The organism is Aeromonas jandaei (genome assembly GCF_037890695.1).
Lineage (GTDB): Bacteria > Pseudomonadota > Gammaproteobacteria > Enterobacterales > Aeromonadaceae > Aeromonas > Aeromonas jandaei.
Map to the genome: position 1 here is coordinate 3,880,597 of NZ_CP149571.1, position 25,109 is coordinate 3,905,705.

Sequence of the window (25,109 nt, forward strand, 5' to 3'; positions counted from 1 at the left end):
CAGGGTTACCTTCGGATCGGCGCGGAGTGTACACACTTACCGCGGGCGGTGACAATAAAAAATAGTGCTCAAAATCCGCTTTTAATAAGCCACTCAAATCTTGCTGGCGGGCAGGCGGGGGCTGGGATAGCGCATGATCGCCCCACCCCGTTATGCGCGATGAAAAGAGTCGCTTTTCCCCCTCCAAAGAGGCAACCCTTGTGATGCGGGACTTGCAGGCCAAACACCCCGTTGCCAACCATGATTAAAAATCCCCGAAGTGGCGACTTTTATGCGCAATAAACCGGCAGCGGCTGTGCTTGTGCCCGCTGGTAGCGACCAAGGCAAAAAATGGAAAAAACCTGCGCTGACGCAATGAGTGGTGGGGCTGGATTGGCGCAAAATGAGCGCTCACAACCGGAGGCTGATTAATGGATACCCTGCTTGAGCGTTTTTTGCGTTACGTGACTTTTCATACCCGCTCTGACGAGACCAATCCCGCCTGCCCGAGCAGCGAGGGGCAACTGATCTTCGCCCGCGCCCTGCAAGATGAGATGGAAGCGCTGGGGCTGACCCAGGTCACCCTGGATGAGCACGGCTACCTCACCGGCTGCCTGCCGGGCAACCAGCCGGATGCTCCCGCCATCGGCCTTATCGCCCACATGGATACCGCCGATTATGAAGCCGAGCACGTGGTGCCGCAGATCATCGAGAACTATCAGGGCGGTGATATCTGTCTTGGCAAGGGTGACGAGGTACTCGCCATCCGTGACTACCGCTTCCTGAAAAACTATCTGGGGCAGGACCTCATCACCACCGACGGCACCACCCTGCTGGGCGCCGACGACAAGGCGGGTATCGCCGAAATCCTCTCCGCCATCGACCATCTGCAGGCGCACCCCGAGATACCGCGCGGCGATGTCTGGGTCGGCTTTACCCCGGACGAAGAGATTGGCCGTGGCGCCAACCTGTTCCCGCTGGGCCGATTCCCGGCCAAGTGGGCCTACACCGTCGATGGTGGCGAGCTGGGCGAGCTGGAGTTCGAGAACTTCAACGCCGCCAGCGCCAACATCCGCTTCGTCGGCAACAACGTCCACCCCGGCACCGCCAAGGGGAGCATGATCAACAGCCAGACCCTGGCCGCCCGCTTCCACGCCGCCATGCCTGCCGACGAGACCCCGGAGTGCACCGAGGGGTATGAGGGCTTCTTCCATCTGGCCCAGATGAGCGGCACCGTGGAGGAGAGCAGCCTGCACTACATCATCCGCGACTTTGACGACCAGCGTTTCGCCGAGCGCAAAGCCTTGATGGAGAGCCGGGTGGCCGCCATGCAGGCCGGGCATCCCAAGGCGCGCATCGAGCTGACCCTGACCGACAGCTATCGCAATATGCGCAGCCAAATAGAGCCGCACATGCATATCGTCGAGCTGGCTCGCACCGCCATGGAGGCCGCCGACGTGGTGCCCAAGATCAAACCCATTCGCGGTGGTACCGATGGTGCCCGCCTCTCCTTTATGGGTCTGCCCTGCCCCAACATCTTTACCGGTGGCCACAACTTCCACGGCAAGCACGAGTTCATCCCGCTGCAATCCATGGAAAAAGCGGTCGCCACCCTGGTCGAGCTGGTGCGTCTCACCTCGGCCTGGCGCGGCTAAACCGGCCATCGTCACCACAGTGACAACCAAGAGGGGAGCCGCTTAACCGGCTCCCCTCTTTGCCATCAAACTGTCATCCGGTCGACATCTGCCGGGAACAGTAACCCGCCATGCTGGGGGCAAAGGATCGCCGGAGCCCCCAGATGTTCACTATCGATACCCTGCTTGCCCAGCACTTCCCGCGCCTCAATGGCCATCCCCGGCTGGCTAGCCTCGGCAAACGAGCCCTTGGCTGGCTGCTCAACGAACCCGCCTTTAACGACTTTGCCAAGCGCCATCCCCACCTGCGCGGCCTCGACTTTGTCGAACAGGTGCTGGCGGAGCTGGCGGTAGATTGCCGGGTGAACGAGGCGCAGCTTGAGCACATTCCCGCCAGTGGCCGGGTCATTATCGTTGCCAATCACCCCATCGGCTCCATCGACGGACTGGCATTGCTGCGCCTGCTCGGTCGCATCCGCCCCGATGTGAAAATCGTTGCCAACCGCTTGCTGGCCCAACTCGCACCGCTGCGTCCCCTGCTGCTGCCGGTGGACAACATGGAGGGCAAGACCGACCGGCAGGCCATTCTGGCCATGGGGGAGCATCTTGCCAGGGAGGGGGCGCTGGTGATCTTCCCCGCCGGCGAAGTGTCGCGCCTCGGCCCCGGCGGAATCAAGGATGGCCCCTGGCAGGGCGGTTTTATCAAGCTGGCCAAACGCACCGCCACCCCGCTGGTACCCATCCACGTAGGAGGGCGCAACAGTGCCGCCTTCTATCTCGCCTCCTGGCTCAATAAACCCGCCTCCGCCTTGCTGCTGGTGCGCCAGCTGTTTCGCCAGCAGGGCAACACCCTGCCGCTCACCATAGGGGCGCGCATCCCGGTCACCGGCTTTCAGGAGCTACCGGCCAAGAGCGCGGCAAAACTGGTGCGCAGCCACCTCTACCGGATTGGCCGCGGCAAGCCGGGACGGCTGCAGACCGAAGCCCCCATCGCCCTGCCGGAGGATCGTCGCCAGCTCAAACAGGCCATCGAACGCTGCGAGCAGCTCGGTACCACCCCGGATGGACAGGGGATCTACCTCTACCGCCGCCACGAGGCAAGCCACTCGGTGATCCTGCGCGAACTGGGTCGGCTGCGGGAGATCGCCTTTCGCGCGGTCGGGGAAGGTTCGGGCAAAAGACGGGATCTCGACCCCTTCGATGATGACTACCACCACCTTATCCTCTGGGATCCAGCCCGGCTCGACATCATCGGCGCCTACCGCTTCGCGCCGGTGGCCGAGCTGCTGGCCAGCAAGGGGCTGGGCGGCCTCTACAGCCACACCCTGTTCGGCTTTGAAGAGAAGCTGCTGCCGCGGCTGGAGCTTGCCATCGAGCTTGGCCGCAGCTTTATCCAACCCGCCTACTGGGGCAAACGGGGGCTCGATTATCTCTGGTTCGGCATCGGTGCCTATCTGGCCCGCTATCCTCGCTATCGCTACCTGTTTGGCCCGGTGTCGCTCTCCGGCAGCCTGCCACCGCAGGCCAAGGATCTGCTGGTGAGCTTCTACCGCCAGCACTTTGCCCCCGAGCTGGCGCTCGCCCCCTCCCGCCGCCCCTATCCCGCCACGCCAGCGCTGTTTACCGGTCTCGACTACGGCACCGACCTCAAGGAGCTCAAGGAGCGTCTCGGCAATCTGGGTTGCGCCATCCCCACCCTCTACAAGCAGTACTCCGAGCTGTGCGAACCGGGCGGCGTCCAGTTCATGGACTTTGGCATCGACCCCGACTTCAACCACTGCATCGATGGCCTGGTGTGGGTCGATGTGAGCCGCATCAAGCCCCACAAACAGGCACGCTATATCGGCCCCCTCGCCAGCACGGTAACCGGCGAATAGCCGAGACTGACGGGCTGCAAAGGAAAAAGAGAGGGAGGCCAGCGCCTCCCTCTCTCATCTTGTCCGACAAGCCGCTTTTACTCGGCAGCGGGTTTGCGATCCGAGTGACCCAGATCCCGCTCAGGTGCGATGACATCACGCACCCGCTGCTTGATCTCCTTGGCCTCGGGGAAGCCCTCATCGACCACCCGATCCCACACCAGCACGCCATCCACCAGAATGCGAAACTCCCCCTTGCTGGCGGGCACCAGCGCTACCTCGCCCAGCTCGCTGTCGAAGGTGGAGAGCAGCTCCTGCGCCAGCCATGCGGCGCGCAGCATCCAGCGGCAGAGGGTGCAGTAGCGGATCTCGATCCGCGGTTTACCTGGGGAAAGGGTCATGTCGCTCATGCGGTTCTCCATCAAGGGCATCGAAAGGGAGCAGGGTAGCTCACTGCTCGACCCCGTGGAAGTCGGCCAGCCAGTAACGGGCGATGGTGCGCATGGTGGACTCCGGCAGCTCGAACAGGCCGGGCGCCAGCGGACCGGCGGCCAACATGCGGATCCCCTCCATGATCTCAGCCAGCACCAGATAGACGTATTCGCCAATGACGGCGCCGTGGACGAAGTTGACCGCCTCGCCCCGATTGAGCAGGTAGATCTGGGTGCCATCGGGCCGGTTGAGTGCCAGCACATGGGGGCACACCTCCTCCATCGGCCAGGGGAGCTGGGCCAGCGAGAAGGCGAACTCGTCGTCGGCGGAGGTGACCGAGGCGACCATGGTGCCGGGGCGCAGCAGTTGCAGATCCGCCAGATCGAGCGAGCCGTTGCCGGTGGAGCAGATCACCAGTTCGGCGCGACTCAGGGCCTCCGCCTTGCTGATGAGACGAAAACCGTGGGAGAGCGCCTCCACCTGACGCAATACGTCGGTCTCTACCAGCCCGAGGTGAAGGTTGCGACAGCGCAGGTCGCGCGCGATGCTGCGCCCCACCTTGCCATAGCCAAACAGCGCCGCCTCGCAGACGTTGAAGGTGCGGTTGAGATTGCGGGCCAGCGACTCGGCGGAGTAGACCACGCTCAGACCGATCTGGATATCCTCGGCCTGTTTCAGAGGACTGCGCGCCACCGAGACCACCGGGGTCGCCAGCACCTCCTGCTCATAGCGCTGATGGCCGTTTTCGGTCATCTCCACCACCCCGAGCAGACGGGGGCCAAAGTATTCGCTGAGGGTCACCTGAGTCGTAGCAAAGTAGCCACCGATATCGAGGATCAACAGCCTCTCATGGGGGGCCACCAGCGGCGCGATCTGCTCGATGACCCCCTGCGGACAGTTGGTCCACTGGCGATTCAGCGGAACGACCGGATAGTGGCGGGAGACCCACTCCAGGGTCGGGCCGTGTACCGATTTGGGTTTGGGCAGGATGGCGCCGATACGGCCAATCTGGCTGAGAGCCTCGATGAAACGGGGACGATCAGGAAGCAGGTGGGTAACCAGCAGAATGCAGAGACCTTCGATACGGCCCTGCCCGGTGAAATGGCGAAAAAACAGATGCTCAGATCCTTGACTGCGCAACTGTGGCCTCCTTAATTTGCCCCAAAATGTGTGCTGCAAAGCAAGCAAACAGAACCCGGCGCAGCCGGGTTCTGTGTGTGTCCAGATAAGTGAAAATCCTTTTTATCTTAAACACATAGGAGGGCTCAATCTTTATATCTCAAGAGTATGAGCAGGTATGCAAAAATGACCGTAATTGGCTGTTTTTCATGCGAAAATCAGTACAAAGAAGCGGCAGGCCAGACATGCCACAGACTGAGTCCGCTACCCGCCCCGGCCAGCAGGATCAGAGCCCCCCAGCGCAGTGGTGCTCCCTTGCCGCGCAATAGCCACTCCAGCAGCGGCAACAACCAGACCGGCAGCAGAACCACCAGCGGCACCTCCACATATTGCCAGGCGAGCATCTGGACGAAAGCGAGCGCCAGCGCCAGACCGGCAGGCGCCACATTGACCCCGGCAAACGTGGCAAGCAGTGCCCGAAAACCGGCGAAGGCGGCCAAGGCGCCGGCCAGCTGGGCAATCAGCAGGCTGCCATCGATACCGATCACCAGCGCCAACCAGATGAAACCAAGGGCAAAACCCAGCCCCTCGCGGCTGTCACCGCGCAGACCCACCCAGCCAAACCAGAGGATGGCGGGCAGCAGCGCCAGCCAGATCATCGGCTCGCTTGTCAGCACCGAGGCCAGCCCCTGCCACCAGATCAGGGCGCCGACCACGGCAAAGAGCAGCAGCGAACCACGCAGATCGCTCACCTGCACCGCGATGGCCGGCACCAGCAGAGCGAGCGGCAGCCACTGCCACGCCTTGACCGGCAGACCATAGGCTCCGCCCAGCAAGGATCCCACCAGCCAGAGCGCCAACGCGCCCCAGAGATAGCCCAGCCGTGGCCAGCGCCACGACAGCAAAGCGGCTCCCAGAGGAGCCGCCAGGGTTTGCAGCAGAAGTGAAGCGCCCATTACTTGCGCACACCTTCAACAAACAGATTGATGCTCATCTCGTCCGGGATGTTCGGCACCATGTAGTTCACGCCAAAGTCGCTGCGCTTGATGGTGGTGGTGGCGTTGAAGCCGCTGCGGTAGCCGCCCCAGGGATCCTTGCCTTCACCAACCTTCACCAGATTGAAGGCCACCTCTTTGGAGACGCCGTGCAGGGTCAGGGTGCCTTTCAGTACCCCTTTATCCTTGGTTCCCTCATAAGCAGAGCTGACGAAGGTCATCTTCGGATACTGCTTCACGTCGAGAAAATCGGGGCTGCGCAGGTGCTTGTCACGGGGCTCATGGTTGGAGTCCACGCTGGCAGCATCCACCTCGAAGCTCGCCTTGGCCGCCGCCGGATTGGCGTCATCCATGCTGAAAGTGCCGCTGAAGGTGTTGAAACGACCCACCAGCTCGGAGAAGCCAAGGTGGCCCACCTTGAACTGCACTGTGGTGTGCGCCGGGTCGACATCGTACTCCGCCGCCATCAGGGGGGCAGCCATAAAGAGGCAGGAGGCCAGCAGGGCTTTGCTCATTTTCATCCGTTCGTTCCTTCATCTTGGGGTTCACATCGTTGGCTGACATGCTAACCTCGTCGTCAGAATGAATAATCAGTGATTCATTAAATTCATTATTTACTGAGGATGGAAAATGGATCAGATCGCCGCCATGCGCACCTTCATCAAGGTGGTGGAGTGCCAGAGCTTTACCAAGGCAGCCAACCAGCTTGGCATCTCGGTGGCCATGGCCTCCAAACTGATGCAACAGCTGGAGGAGTCGCTCGCCACCCGGCTGCTGTCGCGCACCACCCGTCAGGTCAATCCCACTGAAGCGGGCCAGTTTTACTACCAGCGCTCCCTCGCCCTGCTGGCGGAACTGGAAGAGACCCACAGCCAGCTGACCCACCACAACCAGCAGCCCAACGGCACCCTCAAGCTCTCGGTGCCGATGGACTTTGGCTACCTCCACCTCTCCCCCGCCCTGCCGCTGTTTCGCGAGCGCTTCCCCGGCCTCAAGCTCGATATCGAGTACAGCGACCGGCGAGTCGCGCTGGTGGAAGAGGGGTTCGATCTGGCGCTGCGCATCGGCCACCTCAGCGACTCCTCGCTGGTGGCGCGCCAGCTTGCCACCATCCGGGTCGAGCTTTGCGCCAGCCCAGGCTATCTGGCACGCAAGGGGTGGCCGGAGAAGCCCGAAGATCTCAAGCAACACGACTGTCTGGTCTACACCCTGACCCAGCCGGAGTGGCACTTCAAACGGGGAAGCGAGCAACAGAGCATCCGGCCACAGGGGCCGCTGCGCGCCAACAACGGGGTAGCGCTGACCCGCGCCGCTTGTGATGATCAGGGCATCATATTGCAGCCCACCTTCATCGTCGGAGAAGCCTTGCAGGATGGCAGGCTGGTCAGCCTGCTGCCGGAGTGGGAGAAGGGCGAGGTGGGGCTTTATGCGGTCTATCCGCACCGCCGCTTCGTCTCGGCCAAGGTGCGCTGCTTTATCGAATTCGTGCAGGAGCGCTATCTCGCCCCGCAGCAGTGGGAAGCTTAAGCCTTGGCGGGCGTTGCCGGGGACAGGAGTGCCCGCAGTTGCAGCTCATCCGGGATCAGCTGCCAGCGCGGCAGTCGGGTGCGGATGGTGGCAAGCTGTTGTTCGCTCAGCGCATAGGGAAGCGCTACCGTCACCTCGGGGCAATCGAACATGGCGGCCAGCTGCAGGATCAGGATGAGGTTGGCCTCATCACTGCGGCGATTGTTGACCCGCTTGGCAATTTCCTGGCGCAGCTGGGTTTGCGGATCCTCGGTCATCGCCTGCCAGCCAAAACCAAACAGGGGCACCAGCGCACTGACAATGCCAAGGGCAGTCAGTGGCCGTTTGGGTGGATGATAGAGCACATTGAGATCCAGCAGAAGAGGCTCCTGCATCTGCTCACCACCACCAAATAAAATCGTTTTCGTCATTGGATTACCCATTATATTCCACTAGACTGCGCCGCATATTAAGCCCGCCATGCCAACGAGGTGCTGATGCTAAGCGATATCGAGATCTCCCGCCACTCCCCCCGCCTCCCCATTCATGAACTGGCCAAGCGCCTCGCCATCCCGACCAACCTGCTCAGCCCCCATGGCCACTACAAAGGCAAACTCAGCCTCGACCTGCTCAAGTCACAGCCAGAACAGAGCGGCAAGCTGGTGCTGGTGAGCGCCATCACCCCCACCCCGCTCGGCGAGGGCAAGACGGTGACCACCCTTGGTCTCTCCATGGGGCTCAACCATATCGGTCAACCCAGTATCGCCACCATCCGCCAGCCGAGCCTCGGCCCGGTGTTCGGGGTCAAGGGGGGGGCAGCCGGCGGCGGCCACGCCCAGGTAGTGCCGATGGAGGAGATGAACCTCCATCTCACCGGCGATTTCCACGCCCTGACGGCAGCCCATAATCTGGCGGCGGCCGCCCTCGATGCCCGCCTGTTCCATGAGCGCAAACTCGGCGACCAGTTCAGCGCCCAAACCGGCCTGCCGCGACTCGATATCGATGCTGACAACATTCTTTGGCCACGCACCCTCGACATGAACGATCGCGCCCTGCGCCACCTCACCATCGGTCAGGGTGGCGCCGCCGACGGGGTGGAGCGCAGCGATCGCTTCGTCATCACCGCCGCCTCCGAGCTGATGGCCATTCTGGCGCTGGCGAGCGATCTGAAAGACCTGCGCCAGCGCATCGGCCGCATCCAGCTGGCCCGCGACCTGCACGGCAAGCCCATCACTGCCGAGCAACTGGAAGTGGCGGGCGCCATGACGGTGCTGCTGAAAGACGCCCTGCAGCCGACCCTGATGCAGACCACAGAGCAGACGCCGGTGCTGGTACATGCCGGTTCCTTTGCCAATATCGCCCACGGCAACTCCTCGGTGATCGCCGATCGCATGGCCCTTGGCCTCACCGATTATGTGGTGACCGAAGCGGGTTTTGGCTCCGACATGGGGCTGGAGAAGTTCTTCAACATCAAGAGCCGCCAATCCGGGCTGACACCTTCCTGCGTGGTGCTGGTGGCCACAGTGCGCGGCCTCAAGGCCAACAGCGGCCTGCTCGATATCCGCCCGGGCCAGCCGCTGCCTGAAAGCCTGCTGCGTGAGGATCTGCCGACTCTTGAGCAGGGCTGCGCCAACCTCGCTTGGCACATCGCCAATGCCCGTCGTTACGGCGTTCCCGTGGTGGTCGCCATCAACCGCTTCCCCACCGACAGCGAGGCCGAACTGGCGTTGCTGGCCCGTGAGGCGATGCAGGCTGGCGCCTGTGGCAGCGCCATCTCCAACGCCTTTGCCCAAGGTGGGGCCGGAGCCAGCGAGCTGGCCCGCGCCGTGGTCGCCGCCTGCGAGCAACCCGGCAAGGTGAAACTGCTCTACCCCGACGAAGCGAGCCTCGAAGCCAAGCTGGCTACTCTGGTGGAATGCGGCTACGGTGGCCGCGGGGTGCAGCTGTCGGACAAAGCGCGTCAGCAGCTGGCACAACTCTCTGCCGAGGGGTGGGATCACTTGCCGGTCTGCGTGGCCAAGACGCCGCTTTCCATCAGCCATGATCCCGCCCTCAAGGGGGTACCGACCGACTTCGAAGTGCCCATCGACGAGGTGAAGCTCTGCGCCGGTGCCGGATTCGCCTATGCGCTGGCGGGCCCCATCATGACCATGCCGGGCCTTGGCAGCCTGCCGGCCTATCGTCACATCGACATCGATGATAACGGCGACATCGTCGGCCTGAGCTGAATGGTCGGATAAAGGGTCTGGTTCCGGCTGATTAGGCTGCGCTAATCAGCACTGCGATAAAAACCTGCCAGAAACAACAAGGCCCCGTCACTGGACGGGGCCTTTTGCTATCTGCCAAACGCTCTTAGAGGGTAAAGCGCTGGGTCATATGGTGCAGCGAGGTGGCCAGTTTGCTCAGCTCGATGCAGGCCTGAGCGATCTGCTGCGCCCCCTGGGCATTCTCATCAGCCGCGTTATGGATGTTGACGATGCTGCGGTTGAGCTCTTCGGTCACCGCATTCTGCTCCTCGGTAGCGGTAGCGATCAGGGTGTTCATGTCGGTGATGTGCACCACGGCACCGTTGATGGTATCGATGCTGTGTCCCGCTTCCCGTGCCAGACCCACACTCTCCTGCATCTGCTGACGGCTCAGCTGCATGGCGCTGCCCGCCTCGGCGGTGCGCGCCTGCAGCACCTCGATCATCTTGCTGATCTCGGCAGTGGAGTTTTGGGTTCGCTGTGCCAGCGAACGCACCTCGTCCGCCACCACGGCAAAGCCACGGCCCTGCTCGCCGGCACGGGCCGCCTCGATGGCCGCATTGAGGGCCAGCAGGTTGGTCTGCTCGGCAATACCGCGAATAACGTCGAGCACCATGCTGATATTGGTGCTGTCCTGCTCCAGCTGCTGCACTACCGAGCCCGCCTCCTCAATCTTGACCGACACCGCCTCGATGCTGCCGATGGCGCTGCGCACCACCTGATTGCCCTGGGTCGAGGTGCGGGAGGCATCCTTGGCGGCACTCATGGCATCCGTGGTATTGCGGGCCACCTCGTTCACCGTGGACTGCATCTCGTTCATGGCAGTCGCCACCTGAGAGACTTCGCTCTGCTGACGCGCCATGCCGCTGGCAGATTGATCGGAGATGGCGCTCACCTCCTCCACCGCGCTGCTGAGCTGACTCACCGAGCCGGCGATCTCGCTCACCAGATCAGCAAGGGCGCCCTGCATGCGGTCAATGGCCGTGCCGAGCTGACCCAGCTCGTCACGCTTGAAGCGATTGCCACAGATCCACTCCTGCAGCTCCCCCTTGCCAAGCGCGCCGCTTGCGATGCGCTGGGCCTGACGGGCCAGCATCACCAAGGGATCGCGGATCTGGCGGGTCAACACGGTAGAGAGCACGGCCGCCAACCCCAGTCCCAACAACAGGGCGATGATGATGCTCAGCTTGGCGCTGTCAAATGCCGCCACCACCTGAGCACGGGAGCCCACGGAGTAGCCATGGTTGATACGGATCAGATCCGCCACCGACTTGGCCAGATTGGTGTAGAGGGTGACCCCCTCGCTCATGAACAGCTGCTGGGCCTCGGCCAGCTGGCCGCCATCCTGCATCACTCTGATACGCTGGTGCAGGGCCACGTACTTGTCCCACTCCTGTTTGACGATGTCGAAGGTGCGGCGCTCTTCCACATCCTCAGCCCAGATGGTGGCATCGTGGGCTTTTACCTGCCTGGCGACCTCTTGCAGGCTCTGTTCGCCAAGATCGCGATAGTGGGCCTTCTGCTGCGGATCAGCCGCTACCAGAAACACATCCAGTTCATAGCGGCGCAGGGTGTTGATGGTCTCGCCCAGCGTGCTGGTGCGTACCACGGCGGGCAGTATGCTGTCGGTAAAACCGATGGCCGCCCGGTTCATATTGCCAAACTGCAGCAGTGAGAAGCCGCCGATGAAGGCCATCATCAGGCCGAGCATGGCGAAGCCGGCAGCGAGTTTCTTGCCAATGGTCATGGTATTCATGGCATGTCCTGGATTTGAGTGAACAGATAACGCCCGTCTGAACCGTATGAATACGGTTCGCTGTCACCACCTCCATGGCGGCTCATCCAGCCTTGATCAATCTGTGTCCCTACCTGAACGAAGCGAACGCGTTAACAAGATGCTGCCAGCCTGACCGCCCACGGCAGCAGTAGCGGCACGAAAGGAGGCACCTTGCTGGCTTGCTTGCACTCTCCAGGAGAGCCAGACAAGCCATGGCGACTTATATCGACCGGGAGGGGCGATCCCTTGAGGAGATTTATCGATGAAACTGACGGGCTACGAGCAGGAAAAATTGAGAGAAATATCAAGGAGACACGGCGCTGCGGCACCATGTCTCCTTGCCTGTCAGCTCTTCAGGCCGGACAGAAACTCGGCGCGGGTATCGGGCTGGGTCTTGAAGACGCCACCGAGGGAGGTGGTGGTGGTATAGGAGGTAGAATCCATCACCCCGCGCGCCTTGACGCAGTAGTGGGTCGCCTTGATGCTGATGGCCACATCCTTGGTGCCAAGCAGGGTCTGCAGTGCCAGCAGGATCTGCTGGGTCAGTCGCTCCTGCACCTGCGGTCGGCGGGCAAAGAACTGCACGATACGGTTGATTTTGGAGAGCCCGATCACCTTGCCGCGGGGAATGTAGGCCACATGGGCCAGCCCATCGATAGTGACGAAGTGATGCTCGCAGGTACTGGTGAGACTGATGTCCCGCACCATGATCATCTCGTCCACCTGCATCTTGTTCTCGATCACCGTCACCTTGGGGAAGGTGGAATAATCGAGGCCGGAGAAGATCTCGTTGACGTACATCTTGGCAATGCGATGCGGCGTTTCGGCCAGACTGTCATCGGCCAGATCGAGCCCCAGCGTCTCCATGATGGCGCGCATATGGCCTTCGATCTTCTCCCGCTTCTGCTGGCTGTCCAGCTCGTTGGCAACCAGGGGGGTTTCCAGTCCCTGGGCCTCGAGGGCCGCCCTGACCAGCAAGGCTTCCTGACTCAGTGTTGTCATTCTCTTCTCTCCCATGCTCAGGGACGTCGGGGCCGCCACGCAGGCCACCCCAAGCTTGATGATTGTAAGGCGGCATAGTAAACGGCCATTGCCGCCAATATTCAAGTCAACTTGCGTCCGTCATCATACTTTATGACCATAGCCCGACTTTTACCGCCCCATCCGCTGCCCATCCCCGGCAATTTTTGTGATAATCCCGCCTTCAATCATCACAAGAGGTCATGACGATGGGATTTGATACCAGCGGACTACTGCCGTTAAGCGATGCCCTGCAAGGAATGCTGGAGCAACTGGCCTGCTGTTGCGACAGCGAGCAACTGCCCCTGCCACAGGCCCTTGGCCGGATCCTTGCCAGCGACATCGCCTCTCCCCTCGCCGTGCCCCCGTTCGACAACTCCGCCATGGACGGTTACGCCGTGCGCTTGGCCGATCTCGCCGCCGGCATCCCGCTCATCATGGCGGGCAAAGCCTTTGCCGGTCAGCCCTATCAGGGCGAATGGCCCGCCGGCCACTGCGTGCGGATCATGACCGGCGCCCCGGTACCCGCAGGCACCGATGCAGTGGTGATGCAGGAAGAAACGCAGGCCGACGGCGATCGGATCACTTTTCTGGCACAGCCCGAACCTGGACAGAATATCCGCCGCGCCGGCAGCGATATCGGCAAGGGCGCCTGTGTGTTGCAAGCTGGCACCCGCCTTACCCCGCGCGAGATGCCGCTGCTGGCCTCCCTTGGCATCGCGACCGTGCCGGTACGCCGACCGCTGAAAGTGGCCATCTTCAGCACCGGCGATGAGCTCAAGCCGGTTGGCACCCCGCTGGCCCACGGCGACATCTACGACTCCAACCGCTACGGTGTACGGGCCATGCTGGCGCGGCTGGGCTGCGACTGCCTCGACCTTGGCATCATCCCGGACGACCCGGCACAACTGCGCGCCGCCTTTATCCGCGCCGATGAAGAGGCCGATGTGCTCATCACCACCGGCGGCGTATCAGTGGGTGAAGCGGACTTCACCAAACAGCTGCTGGACGAGCTCGGCGAGATCGGTTTCTGGAAGCTGGCCATCAAGCCAGGCAAGCCATTTGCCTTCGGCCGCCTGCCCCGCGCCTGGTTCTTCGGCCTGCCGGGCAACCCGGTCTCCGCCATGGTCACCTTCGATCAGCTGGTGCAACCGGCGCTGGCCAAGCTGGCAGGCCAACGCTTCGAACGCCCGCTTCAGTTGCAGGCCGTCACCACAGAGCCGCTCAAGAAGAGCCCGGGCCGACTCGACTTCCAGCGCGGCATCCTGAGTCAGGGACCAAACGGTCTCGAGGTACGCAGCACCGGCTCGCAGGACTCCGCCGTGTTCAGCTCCCTGTCACGAGCCAACTGCTACATCGTTCTTGAACGGGAGCGGGGCCGCGTCGCGGCAGGCGAGACGGTCACCGTGGAGCCATTCGGGGGATTGCTGCTGTGAGCGAAATCCTGAGCGACGCCGAACTGCTGCGCTACAACCGCCAGATCATCCTCAAATCCTTCGACTTCGAGGGGCAGGAGGCACTCAAACAGGCCAAGGTGCTGGTGATCGGCGCCGGCGGCCTTGGCTGTGCCGCCAGCCAGTATCTGGCCGTGGCCGGAGTAGGCCAGCTCACCTTGGTCGATTTCGACAAAGTGGAGCTCTCCAACCTGCAGCGGCAGGTGCTGCACACCGATGAGCGCATCGGCCACTACAAGGTGGACTCCGCAGCGCAATCGCTGCGTGCCCTCAATCCCTGGCTTGAGGTAGAGACCCACGCTACCGCGGCCGATGAGGCGCTGCTCGATACTCTGCTGCCACGGCATCAGCTGGTCTTGGATTGCACCGACAATCTGGCCATTCGCAACCTGCTCAACCAAAAAGCGCGCCAGCACAGGGTTCCGTTGGTCAGCGGCGCCGCCATCCGGCTGGAGGGTCAGCTCTGCAGCTTCACCTGGCAGGAAGATGAACCCTGCTACGCCTGCCTCAGCGCCCTGTTTGGCGAGCAGGCGCTCACCTGCGTCGAAGCCGGGGTACTCGCCCCCGTGGTGGGTCTGGTGGGCAGCCTGCAAGCGCTCGAAGCCATCAAGATCCTGGCCGACATGGGCAAGAACTACAGCGGCCGCCTGCTGATGATCGACGGCCTTGGCGGCACCTTCCGCGAGATGAAGCTGCCCAAGCGCCCCGACTGCCCGGTCTGCGCACATCCGTAAGCACGGCAACTCATGCATAGCGATGTGCTCAGTTGCAGCCAATAGAAAGCCGACCCCATGGGTCGGCTTTTGCATTGTTTTTTACGTCAAGTGCCGTCAGAAAATACCCTTGGCCTTGACTCGTTTGATGTTGGCTACTTGAGCCGACAGATCTTCCACTATGGGCTCAGCCTCAGCGCCATCACTCCCCTGTCGCACTGGCGCACTGGCCAGCCGCTGGATCAATCTGTGCTGCTCGCGGATCAGACGCGATTGCTCTTCCAGCTGACGAGACAGCAACTGGATACTGCTCTGCAGCGGCGCCAGATCCTGCTCACCCGCAGTTGATGGCAACTTGCCCGCAATCGCTTCAGCCAGTTGATCATGATCGAGGGGGGTTGGCAGACCTTGCCTCAGCTCATCCCACAGCTCGGTAGGCTGCTGCTCGCCAAGGCGGCTCACTATCTCCTCCACCAACTGGTCGGAAGAGGGTGCTCCTCCCTGCTGGCCAAGACGACTCACGATCTCGTCAGCCAGCGAACCGTTATCTGCCTGCTCCAGCCGCGGGGCCAGTCGCGCCACTATCTCCTCAACCATGGCATCCGTAGCGGGGCGTTCGTTGCCCTCCCCGCCCAGATGGAAGCCACAACTGGCAAAGGCATGGCGCAGGGTGGTCATGCTCACCTGCTCCGGCCCCAGTGCATTGGCAATTGCCTTGCAGAGGTTGGGCGCCAACACATACATGAACATGCCCGAAAGATAGATATCCTTGTGGAAACGGCTCTTGGAGAAGTCGAACTCCTCGCTGCCATCCTGGATCTTGCGCGCCCGCTGATACCAGTTCTGCAACACCCCGACCGCATAGCGATCAGACTCCAGCGCCCCCGGATCCATATAGATGGAGAAGGACATGCGCTTGAGTTGACTACTCATCGCCAACCTCGGCCATCACGGGCGCTTCGCGATAGACCTCATCCTCTTCGGTGGTGTAGAGGCAGATCTCGCGGGCCAGTGCGGACTGAGCATCATCCAGCAGCTCGACTCTGTCACCCAGGGTCGGGTAGGCCGCTTTGATGGCATCGTGGATGAGGGAAGCACCACCGCCGACCAGATAGACGCGGTTCGGGTTCTTGGCAAACTTCTTCGCTTCATGGGCAACCTGGGAGCCCAGTTCGTCGATCTTGTTCTGCATCTTCTCGAGGATGCGCGGGATCTGGCTCTCGTCATTGACCACCTCGCGCACGAAACTCATATCGTGACGACGCTTGATGAACTCGTTGGCCACCAGATAGCTCGAATCGCTGTCTGCTGCCGCCAGCGCCTTGCGGGTCGCATCGGTCACCATGGAAACGCCGATTTCGTTGTTGCCGTAGACATCGGAGACATCGTCAAACTCGCCAACGATGATCCCCATGTCCAGGGTGGTGCCACCGCAGTCGATCACCAGCGTCTTGGTAAATTCGTTGCAGCCCGAACCGACCAGACGGGAGAGCGCAGCTGGCAGGCTCTCCGGCATCACTTCCACACTGACGATGTTGAACAGCTCGCCCTTGTTGAGGGTGATGGCACGCATCAGGTTGCGACGCTTCTTCTCGATCTTCTCTTCGTTACGCTGGCAGTCATCCGGGTGATAGAACTCGGTGATGGGCAGGGTCACGGTAATGGCCACGTCACAGGGAGTTACGCCGGTTTGCAGCAGGGCATGATGCACGGAGAGCAGGTTGAGATCGTCATACTGGTACTCAACATGAGTGGTCGCCAGCGATTTGTCCGATGTCGCATCATAGGTGTACTTGGTATTGCCTATCTCGTAGTTGTAGATCTTCTTGTCTTTGCGCAATGCGGCGCTCTTCCAGTCCTTGCGAAAAGAGTTGGGAGAGATGATGGTCTTGAGCACCTTGTTCTCAATCCAGCTCACCTTGACGTTGGTCGAGCCATCATCGATGGCCATTTTCATTACTTCAGACATGGGGGAAGCACCTGTTGATAGAGCAAAATTGGTCCGATTGCCTTGCCAACTGCCACTGGCAAGGCGATCGGACCACTACATACACGGAGTTAAAAGGCGACAAGTTTAATGAGTTTCTAAAATCCGGTGAAGCAAATGATTGAAACCGGAGGGGTCTTCCGCTGGCCAGGCGTGGTGACCCTCGGGAGTGTGGATGGTGGCGTTGGGCAGGGAGGCGAACTGTTCCACCCGTTTGGCGAGCGGCAGATAGTCGTGACTGGTCGAGATGATGGCCACCGGCTGCCAGATGTTGCCGAGCTGGGCGCGTACCGACCAGCCGGGCAGCGCCTCCAGCAGCGCCTTGTAGGTTTTCTTTTTATTGCGCACGAAACGCAGCCGGAAGGTGTGGCGCACCTGAGCCAGCTCCGGGCCGGGAAAGAGCTCGCGCCCCAGCCACCAGGCGAGCGGACGCATGCCAAACCAGCGCAGCCACTTGAGGCGCTGGGCAAGCCGCTCCTGCTCTTTGGGGGTCTCCAGCAGAAATTCGCTAAAGCCGTTGACCAGCACCAGCCCCTGCACCTTGTGGGGTAGTTGCAGCGCCAGCTCCAGCGCCACCATGGCGCCCAAAGATAGCCCAACCACCCAGGCGGGGCCGGACTGCTCATCAAGCCAGCGCACTACATCTGCCGCCAGAGTGGCCACGTCAAACGGCCCCTCCTGCATGCTCTGGCCGTGGCCACGCAGGTCGAGCGCCACCACCCGGTAGTGCTCGGAAAAATGCTCTATCTGTGCCTGCCAGTCGAGGCTGGAGGAACCCAGCCCATGCAGCAGCAACAACAAAGGGCCCTCCCCCGCACTGCGCAGGGCAAGACCATTGGATTTCATCACCTGATTGCGGCGCATCAGTTCATTGCCTCTCGACTCATCCGCTGAACCATCCTGTTCATCGTTTTTTATGCTTCAACCAGATATATCCCGCTCAGCCCTCGCTGACCAGACTCACCGCCTTGATGTAGGCGTAGATCTGCTGGTTCGGGGCGAGTGCCAGCCGTCTGGCGGAGCGGCTGGTGATCCGGGCCAGCAGTATCTGCTGACCCAGCGCCAACTGCAACAGGGTCTGGCCGGGTCGGGCCTCGCGCTCGGCCAGCAATCGGGTGGTGAGGCAGTTGGAGAGGCTGGAGTGCTCGATGGGGGACGTGGCGATCACCACGTCCCGCCCGGCCACCTTGATCTGCAGGGGCCCTCCCTCGTCCGGCACATGAGTCATGGTGACCCGCAATTGTTGCTCACCAAGCTGCAGAGTCGCCATCTGCTCGTCGTTATCGTAGTGAGAGAGGGTCGCCGTCAGCATCACCCCGGCATCGTCGCGACTGGCAAGCGAGAGGTCGGTGCGAGCGAAAATCTCGCTCGGCCTGCCTTGCGCCTCCACCCGGCCATCCGCCAGCAACACCAGCTGATCGCAGAGCAGGCTCACCTCCTCCATGGCGTGGCTGACGAAGATCATCGGAATGCCGCTCTCCTGCTGCAAGCCCTTGAGCACGTGGGCCTGATGGATGCGGCTGCGTCTGTCCAGCGCGGAAAAAGGTTCATCCAGCAGCAGCAGATCGGGCTCGGCAAGCAGAGCCCGGGCCAGCGCCACCCGCTGGCGCTGACCACCGGAAAGACCGTGGGCTGGCTGGGCCAGCAGTTCGGCAAAACCGAGCCGAGTCGCCAGCGCCTCAGGCTGCCAGCGTCCTCGCCCCTTGCGGGCTGCCAGCTGCAGGTTGCCGAGCACGCTCAGATGGGGGAAGAGGCGCGAATCCTGAAACACCAGACCGATGCGGCGTGCCTCGGGCTGCAGAGCGTTCAACCCCCTGCCCTGCCAGTTCAAGGTGTCGCCTAGTGCTCGATCCAGCCCGGCGATAATGCGCAGCAAGCTGCTCTTGCCGCAGCCAGAGGGGCCGAACAGAGCGAGGATGCCCCCAAGCTCCAGCGCCAGCTCGCAATCGAGAGTAAAGGCGCCGAACTTGCGCTGCACCTTGAGTTGCAGCGGGTGTGCCGTGAGGATTTCACTCATCCGAACAGCCTCCGTTGCCGACGTTGCAGCACGCCGTACACCAGCACCAGCATCACCAGCGAGAAGCCCATCAGGCCGCCCGCCAGAATATGGGCATTTTGGTAATCCATCGCCTCCACATGATCAAACAGGGCGATGGAGAGTACCTGGGTTTCGCCCGGGATGTTGCCGCCAATCATCAGCACCACCCCGAACTCCCCCAGGGTGTGGGCAAAGCCGAGCGCCGCCGCCATCACAAAGCTGGGCAGCGTCATCGGCAAGATGATGTGAAAGAAGCGCTCAACCGGGCCGAACCCCAGGGTGGCGGCGGCCTCAAGCTCCTTGTTGCCCATGTTGACAAAGGCGGAGGTGAGCGGCTGCACCACGAAGGGAAGCGAATAGAGGATGGAGGCAAGCAGCAGGCCGGTAAAACTGAACGCGAGCGGCGCCCCGAAGGTATCGCGCCACCAGGCACCCAAGCCATAGGAGGGGGAGAAGGCCAGCAACAGATAGAAACCGAGCACCGTTGGCGGCAGCACCAGCGGCAGGGCAACCAGGGCCTCCACCACGGGTCTGAGCCGATGCTGGCTGCGCGACAACCACCAGGCCAGCGGCGGCGAAAGCAGCAACAGGATGACGGTGGTGCTGGCTGCCAGCTTCAGGGTGAGCCAGACCGCCAGCAGATCCCCTTCACTCATCGCCTTCCTCCCGGGTAGATGCCGACAACCATGGAGAGTATGTCTTCATCGCACAGGCGGGCCGACCCGAAGGCCAGCCCGCCGTTAGCAGATCTGCCATGCCATCACTGCGGCAGTGCATAGCCCGCAGCCTTGATCTGTGCCTGACCGGGCCTCTTGAGCCAGGCAACCAGCGCCTCGACCGCGGCCCCTCTCTTCAATACCAGCCCCTGCTGTTCGATGGGGGGATAGAGGTCAGCCGGTACGGCCCAGGCTTCGCCGGTCTTGCCCGCTTCCACCAGGTTTGCCCAAGCGACGAAGCCCAGCTCGGCGTTGCCGGTGTCGACGAACTGCCAGGTCTGGCCGATGTTGGTGCCGGTCAGCAGACGGTACTGCTTGGGATCGATTTTGAGATGGTCGAGGGCCGCCATGGCAGCTGTGCCGTAGGGAGCTGTTTTCGGGTTGGCGATGGCAAGGTTGCCCTTCCAATTGCGCAGAGTTGCCTCATCAGGAGCAGGCCCTCCCTTCCTCCATAGCCCCAGCTGTCCGATGGCATAGGTGAAGCGCTCGCTCCCCTTGCCCTCCTGCTCCAGCTTCTGCGGGGTTTTCACATCGGCGGAGAGGAAGAGATCGAACGGAGCGCCATGGCTGATCTGGGTGTAGAGCACCCCGGTCGCGGCGGAGGAGATGGCCAGGGTGTGGCCGGTCTTGGCGGTGAACTCCTTGCCGATGCGCTCTATGGTGCCCTTGAAGTTGGCGGCCACGGCCACCTTGACCTCGTCGGCCTGCACGGCACCGGCGTGCAGCGCACTGGCGCAGATCCCGGCGATGACTACGGATAACAGCGGTTTCATTCCTTTACCTCCTGACCGGGGCAGCTTTTGTTACTCCCCGAAACAGGGGCCACGGCTCCCGATGAACCTGCGCCCCTCAAACAGATCAAGCTTGCCAGCGGGCGGCGGCAGTGTTGTCGCTCTCCTTGGCCTCGACCCAGCGTTGTACCCCTTCGGCGGTCAGCTCTTTTTTCCAGAACGGCGCCCGGGTTTTCAAGAAATCCATGATGAAGTGGCAGGCCTCGAAGGCCGCTTCGCGGTGAGCACTGCTCACCACTACCAGCACGATCTGATCGCCGAGCAGCAGCTCGCCAATGCGGTGAATCAGGGTGCACTCCTGCAACGGCCAGCGCTCACGCGCCTCCTGCACGATGGCAGCCAGCGCCTTCTCGGTCATGCCGGGGTAGTGCTCGAGGGCCAGCCCCTTCACGTGCTCCCCCTGATTGAAGTCGCGCACCTTGCCGACAAAGCTGACCACGGCGCCGGTGTCCTGCCGGTTGGCAAGGCGAGCATATTCGTCGGCCAGCGAGAAATCCTCCCGCTGTACCAGAATGCGATCGGTCATGGTTGCGTTGCTCATCCTTAACCTCCGGTCGTTACTGGAGGGGCAGGGAAGAAGGCCACCTCATCGCTACGACAAAGCTCAGTGGTGCGATCCACGGTCATTATTTCACTCATCATCAACCTCCGGTCACCGGAGGGAAGAAGGCGACCTCATCGCCATCGTTGAGGGGCGTGTCGAGGGGCACCAGGGTCTGGTTGACCGCCACCAGTAGTTTGCCTGCTTCCAGCGCCAGCGCCCACTTGTCGCCGCGCTCACACAGGGCTGTACGCAGCTGCTCGGCAGTGGCGTAGTCGCAAGGCAGGCTCAGCTCATCGCAGGCTACCAGCTCTCTTACTTGCGCAAAAAAGAGTACCTTGATCATGCTTGCTCCCCGCTATTTGACCCCAACTGAAAATGGCCGGACTTGCCGCCTTTCTTCTCTACCAGACGTACCTGTTCGATCACCATGTCTTTCTGCGCCGCCTTGCACATGTCGTAGATGGTCAACGCCGCTACCGACGCAGCGGTCAGCGCCTCCATCTCCACCCCAGTCTTGCCGGAGAGCTTGCAGAGGGTGCGAATATGTACCCGATTCTGCTCGACCAGCGGCACTATCTCCACCTCGACCCGGGTCAATGCCAGCGGATGACAGAGGGGAATGAGATCCGCGGTCTTCTTGGCCGCCATGATGCCGGCGATACGGGCGGTAGCGAACACATCGCCCTTGTGGTGCTGGCCGCTCAGGATCAGGGCCAGCGTTTCCGGCGCCATGGCGATAAACGCCTCGGCACGAGCCTCACGCTCGGTCACCTGCTTGTCGGTCACATCCACCATGTGGGCTTCGCCGCTCTGGTTAAGATGAGTCAGGTTGGAATGGTTCTGGTTCATCACTTGCCCTCAAAGATGGGAGACAAAGTTGCACGGCTTGGTGCGGGCATCAAGTTGATCGCGGATAAGCTTCTCCCACCCCAGCTGACAGGCGCCAGTGGAGCCGGGCAGGCAGCAGATCAGAGTGCGATTGGCCAGGCCCGCCAGCGCGCGGCTCTGCATGGCGGAACCCTTGATCTCGGCAAAGGAGAGCTGGCGGAACAGTTCGCCAAAGCCCTGTACGGTGCGCTCGAACAGCACGCCGACGGCCTCGGGCACCCGGTTCTGTTCGTTGAAGCCGGTACCGCCGTTGACCAGCACCACCTGGACCCCCTCATCGGCGATCCAGTCGCTCACCTGAGCCCGGATACGAAACAGGTTGTCGGGGCAGAGCGCGCGATCGGCCAGCTGATGGCCCGTTTCAGTCAGGGCGGAGACCAGATAGTCCCCCGAGCTGTCATCGGCGGCGGTGCGGCTGTCGGAAACCGTCAGCACGGCGATCTTGAGGGGGATGAATGCGTTGTTTTTCTGTCCCATCGGGCAGCTCCTTGTGGCTATGGGCCGTCAACGAGGCAGGAAGAGAAGAGAGTATGAGAGGCCATCCGCCACTACCAGAACCGGTGTGGACAGAGTGGACTACTTGCTCAAGCGTTTGACGGCGGGCTGATTCTATCAAAGGTTTCACGAGATATGGGATTTAAAAGACTCACAAATCTGATGCTTGTCCCAGATATGCCGACTTGTTGCGGCACGCCCAAAAAACAGGCCGGGTTGCCCCGGCCTGTACTGCATGGCTAGAACCCTTTCACCCCGGTCATGTCGGGTAGCTGGTGCGCAATCCCCTTGTGACAGTCGATGCAGGTGGCCTGCCCCTCCTTGCCCAGGTTGGCCGAGTGCATCTTGGCGGCACGCTGTCCCTGCAGGGAGAAGTCCATGTACTCGAAGTTGTGGCAGTTGCGGCACTCGCGCGAATCTGTCTCTTTCATCCGCTGCCACTCCCGCTCCGCCATTTCGCGGCGGTGACTCTCGAACTTCTCGCGGGTGTCCACCTTGCCGGTGATCATGCCCCACAGCTCTTTGGAAGCCTGCACCTTGCGGATGATCTTGTAGGTCCACTCGTGCGGTACGTGGCAATCAGGGCAGCTGGCGCGCACACCGGAGCGGTTGGAGTAGTGGATGGTGTCGCGATACTCCTCGAACACGTTGTCCTTCATCTCGTGACAGCTGGTACAGAAGGCTTCGGTGTTGGAAGCCTCCATGGCGGTGTTGAAACCGCCCCAGAAGATAACGCCGCCAAAGAAGCCCATGAGCAACAGCACCCAGAGGGCCGCCTTGGAGGGGGACTTGAAGGTGATCCACAGACGCTGGATAAAGCCGGGTAATTTCATCTATGGATTCCTCAGTTCAGCGCTTCAACCGGTTTGAACGTATTCCCCACCAGCGGCTTGGCATCCGCTTGCGGCACGTGGCACTGCAGGCAGAAGTAGCGACGCGGCGACACTTCGCCCAGGGTCATGCCATCGCGGGTTTCAAAGTGGGTCGGGCTTATTTTGGGGGCCTTCATGGCACTGGCATTCTTGAAGCTGTGACAGGCCAGACACTTGTTGACCTTGGTATCCACCTCGTAGTTGCGGATATCGTGGGGGATCAGCGGCGGCTGATGCATGTACTGGCGATCATAGGGCTCGCCATCCTTGCGGAAATTCTTCATGGGGGCGGCATTGGCATCAGTCACCAGATCGGTGGCGCCCCGCTCGGACTTGAGCCCACCGGTGCTGTTGGTGATCTCGGGGACGGCCGCCATCAGGGAACCCGCCATCAGGCAGGCCAGCATTGCTCCAATCAGCTTTTTCATTATGTGTTCTCCGACGTTTTTTCTGCCTTGATGGCAAAACCTACAGTGATTTCAAAAACTTGTTCCGCGCAAACATCGATGCAGCGGCCACAGTTGGTACACTCCTGAGCCGCAATCAAGGGCCCGTGACCGCGCTTGGCACCGTGAACGGGGCCGCGCAGGATGGGACGCTCCGGGCAGACCGCATAACAATCCATGCAGTTGTTGCATCGCTCGCGCCCCTTGGCTGAAATCTTGATGAATCCGACCCGGTTGAGCAGGGCATAGAAGGCCCCCACCGGACAGAGATGACCACACCATCCTCGCTCAACCACGAAGAGATCGAACAGGAACAGCACCGCCAGCAGAGCCCAGCCCGCCCCCATGCCAAACAGCAGACCGCGCATGGCGAGCGATACCGGGTTGACCAGCTCCCACACCAGCACGCCTGTCACCGCCGGTGCCACCAGCGCCATGGCTAGCAGCCAATAGCGGGTAGCACGGCTGAACTGACCGTTGCTCTTGAGGCCAAGTCGCCCCCTGAGCCAGGCCGCCGCATCCGTGATGAGGTTGACCGGACAGACCCAGGAGCAGAAGACCCGCCCCCCGACTAGCCAGTAACCGACCAGCACGATGGCAGCTCCCAACCAGAGGGTGGAGATCGGCCAGTGGCCCGCCGCTACTGACTGCAACAGCGTGAGGGGATCGGTGAGCGGCACCGTCTCCAGCAACAGCGAGCTGGAGAGGTTGCCCTTGAGGATCCAGACACCCGCCAGCGGCCCCAGCAGGAACAATGCAAGCACACCGAACTGGCTGAGCCTGCGCAGCAGCAGGAAACGGTGGGCACGCCACCATCCCAGCTTGATGCGCGCCTCGGCCCCCGGATAACGACTCATAGTCCCTCCGGTTTACGGGTTGGCAGAGTGAGCCTGTCGCCAATGAGCGACTTGCCCGCCTTCGCCTTCTCTTCCCAGCCAAGCCGGTAGTGATGACCCAGCTCCCCCTTGGCGAGCTGACGGGGTACCACCTTGATGGCCGCCTCCTCCAGCACGCAGGCATGTTCGCACTTGCCACAGCCGGTACAGATATCGCTGTGCACCGTGGGCAGGAACATGGCGTGCTTGCCGGTACGCTGATTGTGCTGCAGATCCAGGGTGATCGCCTTGTCGATCAGCGGGCAGACCCGATAACAGACATCGCAACGCAAACCCAGATAGTTGAGGCAGGTCTCGTGATCGATGAGCACTGCCACCCCCATCCGCGCCTGATCGATGTCGGTCATCTGCTGATCCAGCGCCCCGCTCGGACAGGCCACCACGCAAGGGATGTCATCACACATCTCGCACGGGACGGCGCGCGCCTTGAAGTAGGGAGTCCCCGTGGTCACCGGCTCAAACAGCCGGGCCAACTTGAGCGTGTCGTAGGGGCACGCCTCGACGCAGAGTCCGCAGCGCACGCAGGCGCCGAGGAACTCAGCTTCGTCGAGGGCGGCAGGGGGACGCAGCGCCTGAGCCGGCACTGCATGCACCTGCTGGCGGGCCATGCCGCCGAGCCCCACGCCAAGCAGGCTCACACCGCAAGCCCCCTTGGCCATGTCGGCCAGAAACTGGCGACGACTACGACTCATCTCGACTCCCCGC

At 61.9% G+C, this 25,109-nt stretch carries 27 protein-coding genes; 6 read left to right on the top strand and 21 right to left on the bottom strand.

Features of this window, described 5'->3' with window-relative positions:
• Positions 1-410: 410 nt before the first annotated feature.
• Positions 411-1,634 carry a peptidase T gene (pepT, locus tag WE862_RS18045; protein WP_339058655.1) on the top strand — a complete coding sequence of 408 codons (1,224 nt, stop codon included), beginning with the start codon at positions 411-413 and terminating at the stop codon, positions 1,632-1,634.
• Positions 1,635-1,777: 143 nt separating this feature from the next.
• Positions 1,778-3,490, top strand: a complete 1,713-nt coding sequence (locus WE862_RS18050) for a lysophospholipid acyltransferase family protein (RefSeq protein WP_042031351.1) — start codon at positions 1,778-1,780, stop codon at positions 3,488-3,490.
• Positions 3,491-3,567: 77 nt separating this feature from the next.
• Here WE862_RS18050 and WE862_RS18055 read toward each other — a convergent pair whose 3' ends face one another.
• The 4 genes from WE862_RS18055 to WE862_RS18070 all read right to left on the bottom strand — a co-directional run bounded on the left by WE862_RS18055 (position 3,568) and on the right by WE862_RS18070 (position 6,536).
• Complete coding sequence (locus WE862_RS18055; protein WP_042031353.1) at positions 3,568-3,879, bottom strand: SelT/SelW/SelH family protein; 312 nt, start codon at positions 3,877-3,879, stop codon at positions 3,568-3,570.
• A gap of 40 nt (positions 3,880-3,919) precedes the next feature.
• A complete protein-coding gene (locus tag WE862_RS18060) occupies positions 3,920-5,041 on the bottom strand; it encodes an adenosylhomocysteinase (RefSeq protein ID WP_042031354.1) in 1,122 nt (373 codons plus the stop codon).
• Between the two features lie 197 nt (positions 5,042-5,238).
• A complete protein-coding gene (locus WE862_RS18065) occupies positions 5,239-5,976 on the bottom strand; it encodes a hypothetical protein (protein ID WP_042031355.1) in 738 nt (245 codons plus the stop codon).
• On the bottom strand, positions 5,976-6,536 hold the full coding sequence (locus WE862_RS18070) for a YceI family protein (RefSeq protein ID WP_041208710.1): 561 nt from the start codon (positions 6,534-6,536) through the stop codon (positions 5,976-5,978). Before WE862_RS18070 ends, WE862_RS18065 begins: the two co-directional genes overlap by 1 nt.
• A 109-nt stretch (positions 6,537-6,645) precedes the next feature.
• On the opposite strand from WE862_RS18070, the gene WE862_RS18075 reads away from it, so the two are divergent.
• Positions 6,646-7,542: a LysR family transcriptional regulator gene (locus WE862_RS18075; RefSeq protein WP_042031357.1), complete on the top strand. Its 897-nt coding sequence runs from the start codon at positions 6,646-6,648 to the stop codon at positions 7,540-7,542.
• On the opposite strand, the gene WE862_RS18080 is transcribed toward WE862_RS18075, so the two are convergent.
• The gene (locus WE862_RS18080) at positions 7,539-7,952 is read right to left on the bottom strand and encodes a hypothetical protein (protein WP_042031358.1); all 414 of its coding nucleotides are present in this window, start codon (positions 7,950-7,952) and stop codon (positions 7,539-7,541) included. The genes WE862_RS18075 and WE862_RS18080 overlap by 4 nt on opposite strands.
• A 66-nt stretch (positions 7,953-8,018) precedes the next feature.
• On the opposite strand from WE862_RS18080, the gene WE862_RS18085 reads away from it, so the two are divergent.
• Positions 8,019-9,749 carry a formate--tetrahydrofolate ligase gene (locus tag WE862_RS18085; protein WP_339058656.1) on the top strand — a complete coding sequence of 577 codons (1,731 nt, stop codon included), beginning with the start codon at positions 8,019-8,021 and terminating at the stop codon, positions 9,747-9,749.
• Between the two features lie 124 nt (positions 9,750-9,873).
• Here WE862_RS18085 and WE862_RS18090 read toward each other — a convergent pair whose 3' ends face one another.
• Positions 9,874-11,523, bottom strand: a complete 1,650-nt coding sequence (locus tag WE862_RS18090; protein WP_042031361.1) for a methyl-accepting chemotaxis protein — start codon at positions 11,521-11,523, stop codon at positions 9,874-9,876.
• Between the two features lie 366 nt (positions 11,524-11,889).
• Positions 11,890-12,546 (bottom strand): GTP cyclohydrolase I FolE, encoded by a 657-nt coding sequence (folE, locus tag WE862_RS18095; RefSeq protein WP_033115004.1) that lies wholly within the window; start codon positions 12,544-12,546, stop codon positions 11,890-11,892.
• Positions 12,547-12,773: 227 nt separating this feature from the next.
• Here folE and moeA point away from each other — a divergent pair, with 227 nt between their 5' ends.
• Together moeA and moeB are read left to right on the top strand one after the other, a co-directional pair.
• On the top strand, positions 12,774-14,000 hold the full coding sequence (moeA, locus tag WE862_RS18100) for a molybdopterin molybdotransferase MoeA (protein ID WP_042031362.1): 1,227 nt from the start codon (positions 12,774-12,776) through the stop codon (positions 13,998-14,000).
• Positions 13,997-14,752: a molybdopterin-synthase adenylyltransferase MoeB gene (moeB, locus tag WE862_RS18105; RefSeq protein ID WP_042031364.1), complete on the top strand. Its 756-nt coding sequence runs from the start codon at positions 13,997-13,999 to the stop codon at positions 14,750-14,752. Before moeA ends, moeB begins: the two co-directional genes overlap by 4 nt.
• A gap of 96 nt (positions 14,753-14,848) precedes the next feature.
• Here moeB and WE862_RS18110 read toward each other — a convergent pair whose 3' ends face one another.
• The 14 genes from WE862_RS18110 to napG all read right to left on the bottom strand — a co-directional run bounded on the left by WE862_RS18110 (position 14,849) and on the right by napG (position 25,096).
• Positions 14,849-15,664, bottom strand: a complete 816-nt coding sequence (locus tag WE862_RS18110) for a hypothetical protein (protein ID WP_225628366.1) — start codon at positions 15,662-15,664, stop codon at positions 14,849-14,851.
• Positions 15,657-16,700: a plasmid segregation protein ParM domain-containing protein gene (gene parM, locus WE862_RS18115; RefSeq protein WP_185226818.1), complete on the bottom strand. Its 1,044-nt coding sequence runs from the start codon at positions 16,698-16,700 to the stop codon at positions 15,657-15,659. Before parM ends, WE862_RS18110 begins: the two co-directional genes overlap by 8 nt.
• 105 nt (positions 16,701-16,805) lie before the next feature.
• Positions 16,806-17,582: an alpha/beta fold hydrolase gene (locus WE862_RS18120; RefSeq protein ID WP_042031365.1), complete on the bottom strand. Its 777-nt coding sequence runs from the start codon at positions 17,580-17,582 to the stop codon at positions 16,806-16,808.
• Between the two features lie 76 nt (positions 17,583-17,658).
• Positions 17,659-18,735, bottom strand: coding sequence for a molybdenum ABC transporter ATP-binding protein (gene modC / locus WE862_RS18125; protein WP_042031366.1), 1,077 nt, complete (start codon positions 18,733-18,735; stop codon positions 17,659-17,661).
• Complete coding sequence (gene modB / locus WE862_RS18130; protein ID WP_042031368.1) at positions 18,732-19,412, bottom strand: molybdate ABC transporter permease subunit; 681 nt, start codon at positions 19,410-19,412, stop codon at positions 18,732-18,734. Before modB ends, modC begins: the two co-directional genes overlap by 4 nt.
• A gap of 104 nt (positions 19,413-19,516) precedes the next feature.
• On the bottom strand, positions 19,517-20,245 hold the full coding sequence (gene modA, locus WE862_RS18135) for a molybdate ABC transporter substrate-binding protein (protein ID WP_042031369.1): 729 nt from the start codon (positions 20,243-20,245) through the stop codon (positions 19,517-19,519).
• An 85-nt stretch (positions 20,246-20,330) separates the two neighbouring features.
• Positions 20,331-20,804 carry a molybdopterin synthase catalytic subunit MoaE gene (gene moaE / locus WE862_RS18140; protein ID WP_042031371.1) on the bottom strand — a complete coding sequence of 158 codons (474 nt, stop codon included), beginning with the start codon at positions 20,802-20,804 and terminating at the stop codon, positions 20,331-20,333.
• 100 nt (positions 20,805-20,904) lie between these two features.
• Positions 20,905-21,150 (bottom strand): molybdopterin synthase sulfur carrier subunit, encoded by a 246-nt coding sequence (gene moaD, locus WE862_RS18145; RefSeq protein ID WP_042031373.1) that lies wholly within the window; start codon positions 21,148-21,150, stop codon positions 20,905-20,907.
• Positions 21,147-21,656 (bottom strand): cyclic pyranopterin monophosphate synthase MoaC, encoded by a 510-nt coding sequence (gene moaC, locus WE862_RS18150; RefSeq protein WP_042031375.1) that lies wholly within the window; start codon positions 21,654-21,656, stop codon positions 21,147-21,149. The genes moaD and moaC overlap by 4 nt, the downstream gene beginning before the upstream one ends.
• Before the next feature lie 9 nt (positions 21,657-21,665).
• Complete coding sequence (moaB, locus tag WE862_RS18155) at positions 21,666-22,172, bottom strand: molybdenum cofactor biosynthesis protein B (protein WP_041208733.1); 507 nt, start codon at positions 22,170-22,172, stop codon at positions 21,666-21,668.
• A 257-nt stretch (positions 22,173-22,429) separates the two neighbouring features.
• Positions 22,430-23,023 (bottom strand): cytochrome c3 family protein, encoded by a 594-nt coding sequence (locus WE862_RS18160; RefSeq protein WP_042031377.1) that lies wholly within the window; start codon positions 23,021-23,023, stop codon positions 22,430-22,432.
• An 11-nt stretch (positions 23,024-23,034) separates the two neighbouring features.
• Positions 23,035-23,490, bottom strand: coding sequence for a nitrate reductase cytochrome c-type subunit (locus WE862_RS18165; RefSeq protein ID WP_033114992.1), 456 nt, complete (start codon positions 23,488-23,490; stop codon positions 23,035-23,037).
• On the bottom strand, positions 23,490-24,365 hold the full coding sequence (gene napH / locus WE862_RS18170; protein ID WP_198493487.1) for a quinol dehydrogenase ferredoxin subunit NapH: 876 nt from the start codon (positions 24,363-24,365) through the stop codon (positions 23,490-23,492). The genes WE862_RS18165 and napH overlap by 1 nt, the downstream gene beginning before the upstream one ends.
• Complete coding sequence (napG, locus tag WE862_RS18175; protein ID WP_104014318.1) at positions 24,362-25,096, bottom strand: ferredoxin-type protein NapG; 735 nt, start codon at positions 25,094-25,096, stop codon at positions 24,362-24,364. The genes napH and napG overlap by 4 nt, the downstream gene beginning before the upstream one ends.
• Positions 25,097-25,109: the final 13 nt, after the last annotated feature.

What these genes read in the sequence shown, in the direction of transcription:
- pepT (WP_339058655.1), top strand. Translation starts at nt 411, where the DNA reads ATGGATACCCTGCTTGAGCGTTTTTTGCGTTACGTGACTTTTCATACC.
- WE862_RS18050 (WP_042031351.1), top strand. Translation starts at nt 1,778, where the DNA reads ATGTTCACTATCGATACCCTGCTTGCCCAGCACTTCCCGCGCCTCAAT.
- WE862_RS18055 (WP_042031353.1), bottom strand. Translation starts at nt 3,879, where the DNA reads ATGAGCGACATGACCCTTTCCCCAGGTAAACCGCGGATCGAGATCCGC.
- WE862_RS18065 (WP_042031355.1), bottom strand. Translation starts at nt 5,976, where the DNA reads ATGGGCGCTTCACTTCTGCTGCAAACCCTGGCGGCTCCTCTGGGAGCC.
- WE862_RS18070 (WP_041208710.1), bottom strand. Translation starts at nt 6,536, where the DNA reads ATGAAAATGAGCAAAGCCCTGCTGGCCTCCTGCCTCTTTATGGCTGCC.
- WE862_RS18075 (WP_042031357.1), top strand. Translation starts at nt 6,646, where the DNA reads ATGGATCAGATCGCCGCCATGCGCACCTTCATCAAGGTGGTGGAGTGC.
- WE862_RS18080 (WP_042031358.1), bottom strand. Translation starts at nt 7,952, where the DNA reads ATGACGAAAACGATTTTATTTGGTGGTGGTGAGCAGATGCAGGAGCCT.
- WE862_RS18085 (WP_339058656.1), top strand. Translation starts at nt 8,019, where the DNA reads ATGCTAAGCGATATCGAGATCTCCCGCCACTCCCCCCGCCTCCCCATT.
- WE862_RS18090 (WP_042031361.1), bottom strand. Translation starts at nt 11,523, where the DNA reads ATGAATACCATGACCATTGGCAAGAAACTCGCTGCCGGCTTCGCCATG.
- folE (WP_033115004.1), bottom strand. Translation starts at nt 12,546, where the DNA reads ATGACAACACTGAGTCAGGAAGCCTTGCTGGTCAGGGCGGCCCTCGAG.
- moeA (WP_042031362.1), top strand. Translation starts at nt 12,774, where the DNA reads ATGGGATTTGATACCAGCGGACTACTGCCGTTAAGCGATGCCCTGCAA.
- WE862_RS18110 (WP_225628366.1), bottom strand. Translation starts at nt 15,664, where the DNA reads ATGAGTAGTCAACTCAAGCGCATGTCCTTCTCCATCTATATGGATCCG.
- parM (WP_185226818.1), bottom strand. Translation starts at nt 16,700, where the DNA reads ATGTCTGAAGTAATGAAAATGGCCATCGATGATGGCTCGACCAACGTC.
- WE862_RS18120 (WP_042031365.1), bottom strand. Translation starts at nt 17,582, where the DNA reads ATGCGCCGCAATCAGGTGATGAAATCCAATGGTCTTGCCCTGCGCAGT.
- modC (WP_042031366.1), bottom strand. Translation starts at nt 18,735, where the DNA reads ATGAGTGAAATCCTCACGGCACACCCGCTGCAACTCAAGGTGCAGCGC.
- modB (WP_042031368.1), bottom strand. Translation starts at nt 19,412, where the DNA reads ATGAGTGAAGGGGATCTGCTGGCGGTCTGGCTCACCCTGAAGCTGGCA.
- modA (WP_042031369.1), bottom strand. Translation starts at nt 20,245, where the DNA reads ATGAAACCGCTGTTATCCGTAGTCATCGCCGGGATCTGCGCCAGTGCG.
- moaE (WP_042031371.1), bottom strand. Translation starts at nt 20,804, where the DNA reads ATGAGCAACGCAACCATGACCGATCGCATTCTGGTACAGCGGGAGGAT.
- moaD (WP_042031373.1), bottom strand. Translation starts at nt 21,150, where the DNA reads ATGATCAAGGTACTCTTTTTTGCGCAAGTAAGAGAGCTGGTAGCCTGC.
- moaC (WP_042031375.1), bottom strand. Translation starts at nt 21,656, where the DNA reads ATGAACCAGAACCATTCCAACCTGACTCATCTTAACCAGAGCGGCGAA.
- moaB (WP_041208733.1), bottom strand. Translation starts at nt 22,172, where the DNA reads ATGGGACAGAAAAACAACGCATTCATCCCCCTCAAGATCGCCGTGCTG.
- WE862_RS18160 (WP_042031377.1), bottom strand. Translation starts at nt 23,023, where the DNA reads ATGAAATTACCCGGCTTTATCCAGCGTCTGTGGATCACCTTCAAGTCC.
- WE862_RS18165 (WP_033114992.1), bottom strand. Translation starts at nt 23,490, where the DNA reads ATGAAAAAGCTGATTGGAGCAATGCTGGCCTGCCTGATGGCGGGTTCC.
- napH (WP_198493487.1), bottom strand. Translation starts at nt 24,365, where the DNA reads ATGAGTCGTTATCCGGGGGCCGAGGCGCGCATCAAGCTGGGATGGTGG.
- napG (WP_104014318.1), bottom strand. Translation starts at nt 25,096, where the DNA reads ATGAGTCGTAGTCGTCGCCAGTTTCTGGCCGACATGGCCAAGGGGGCT.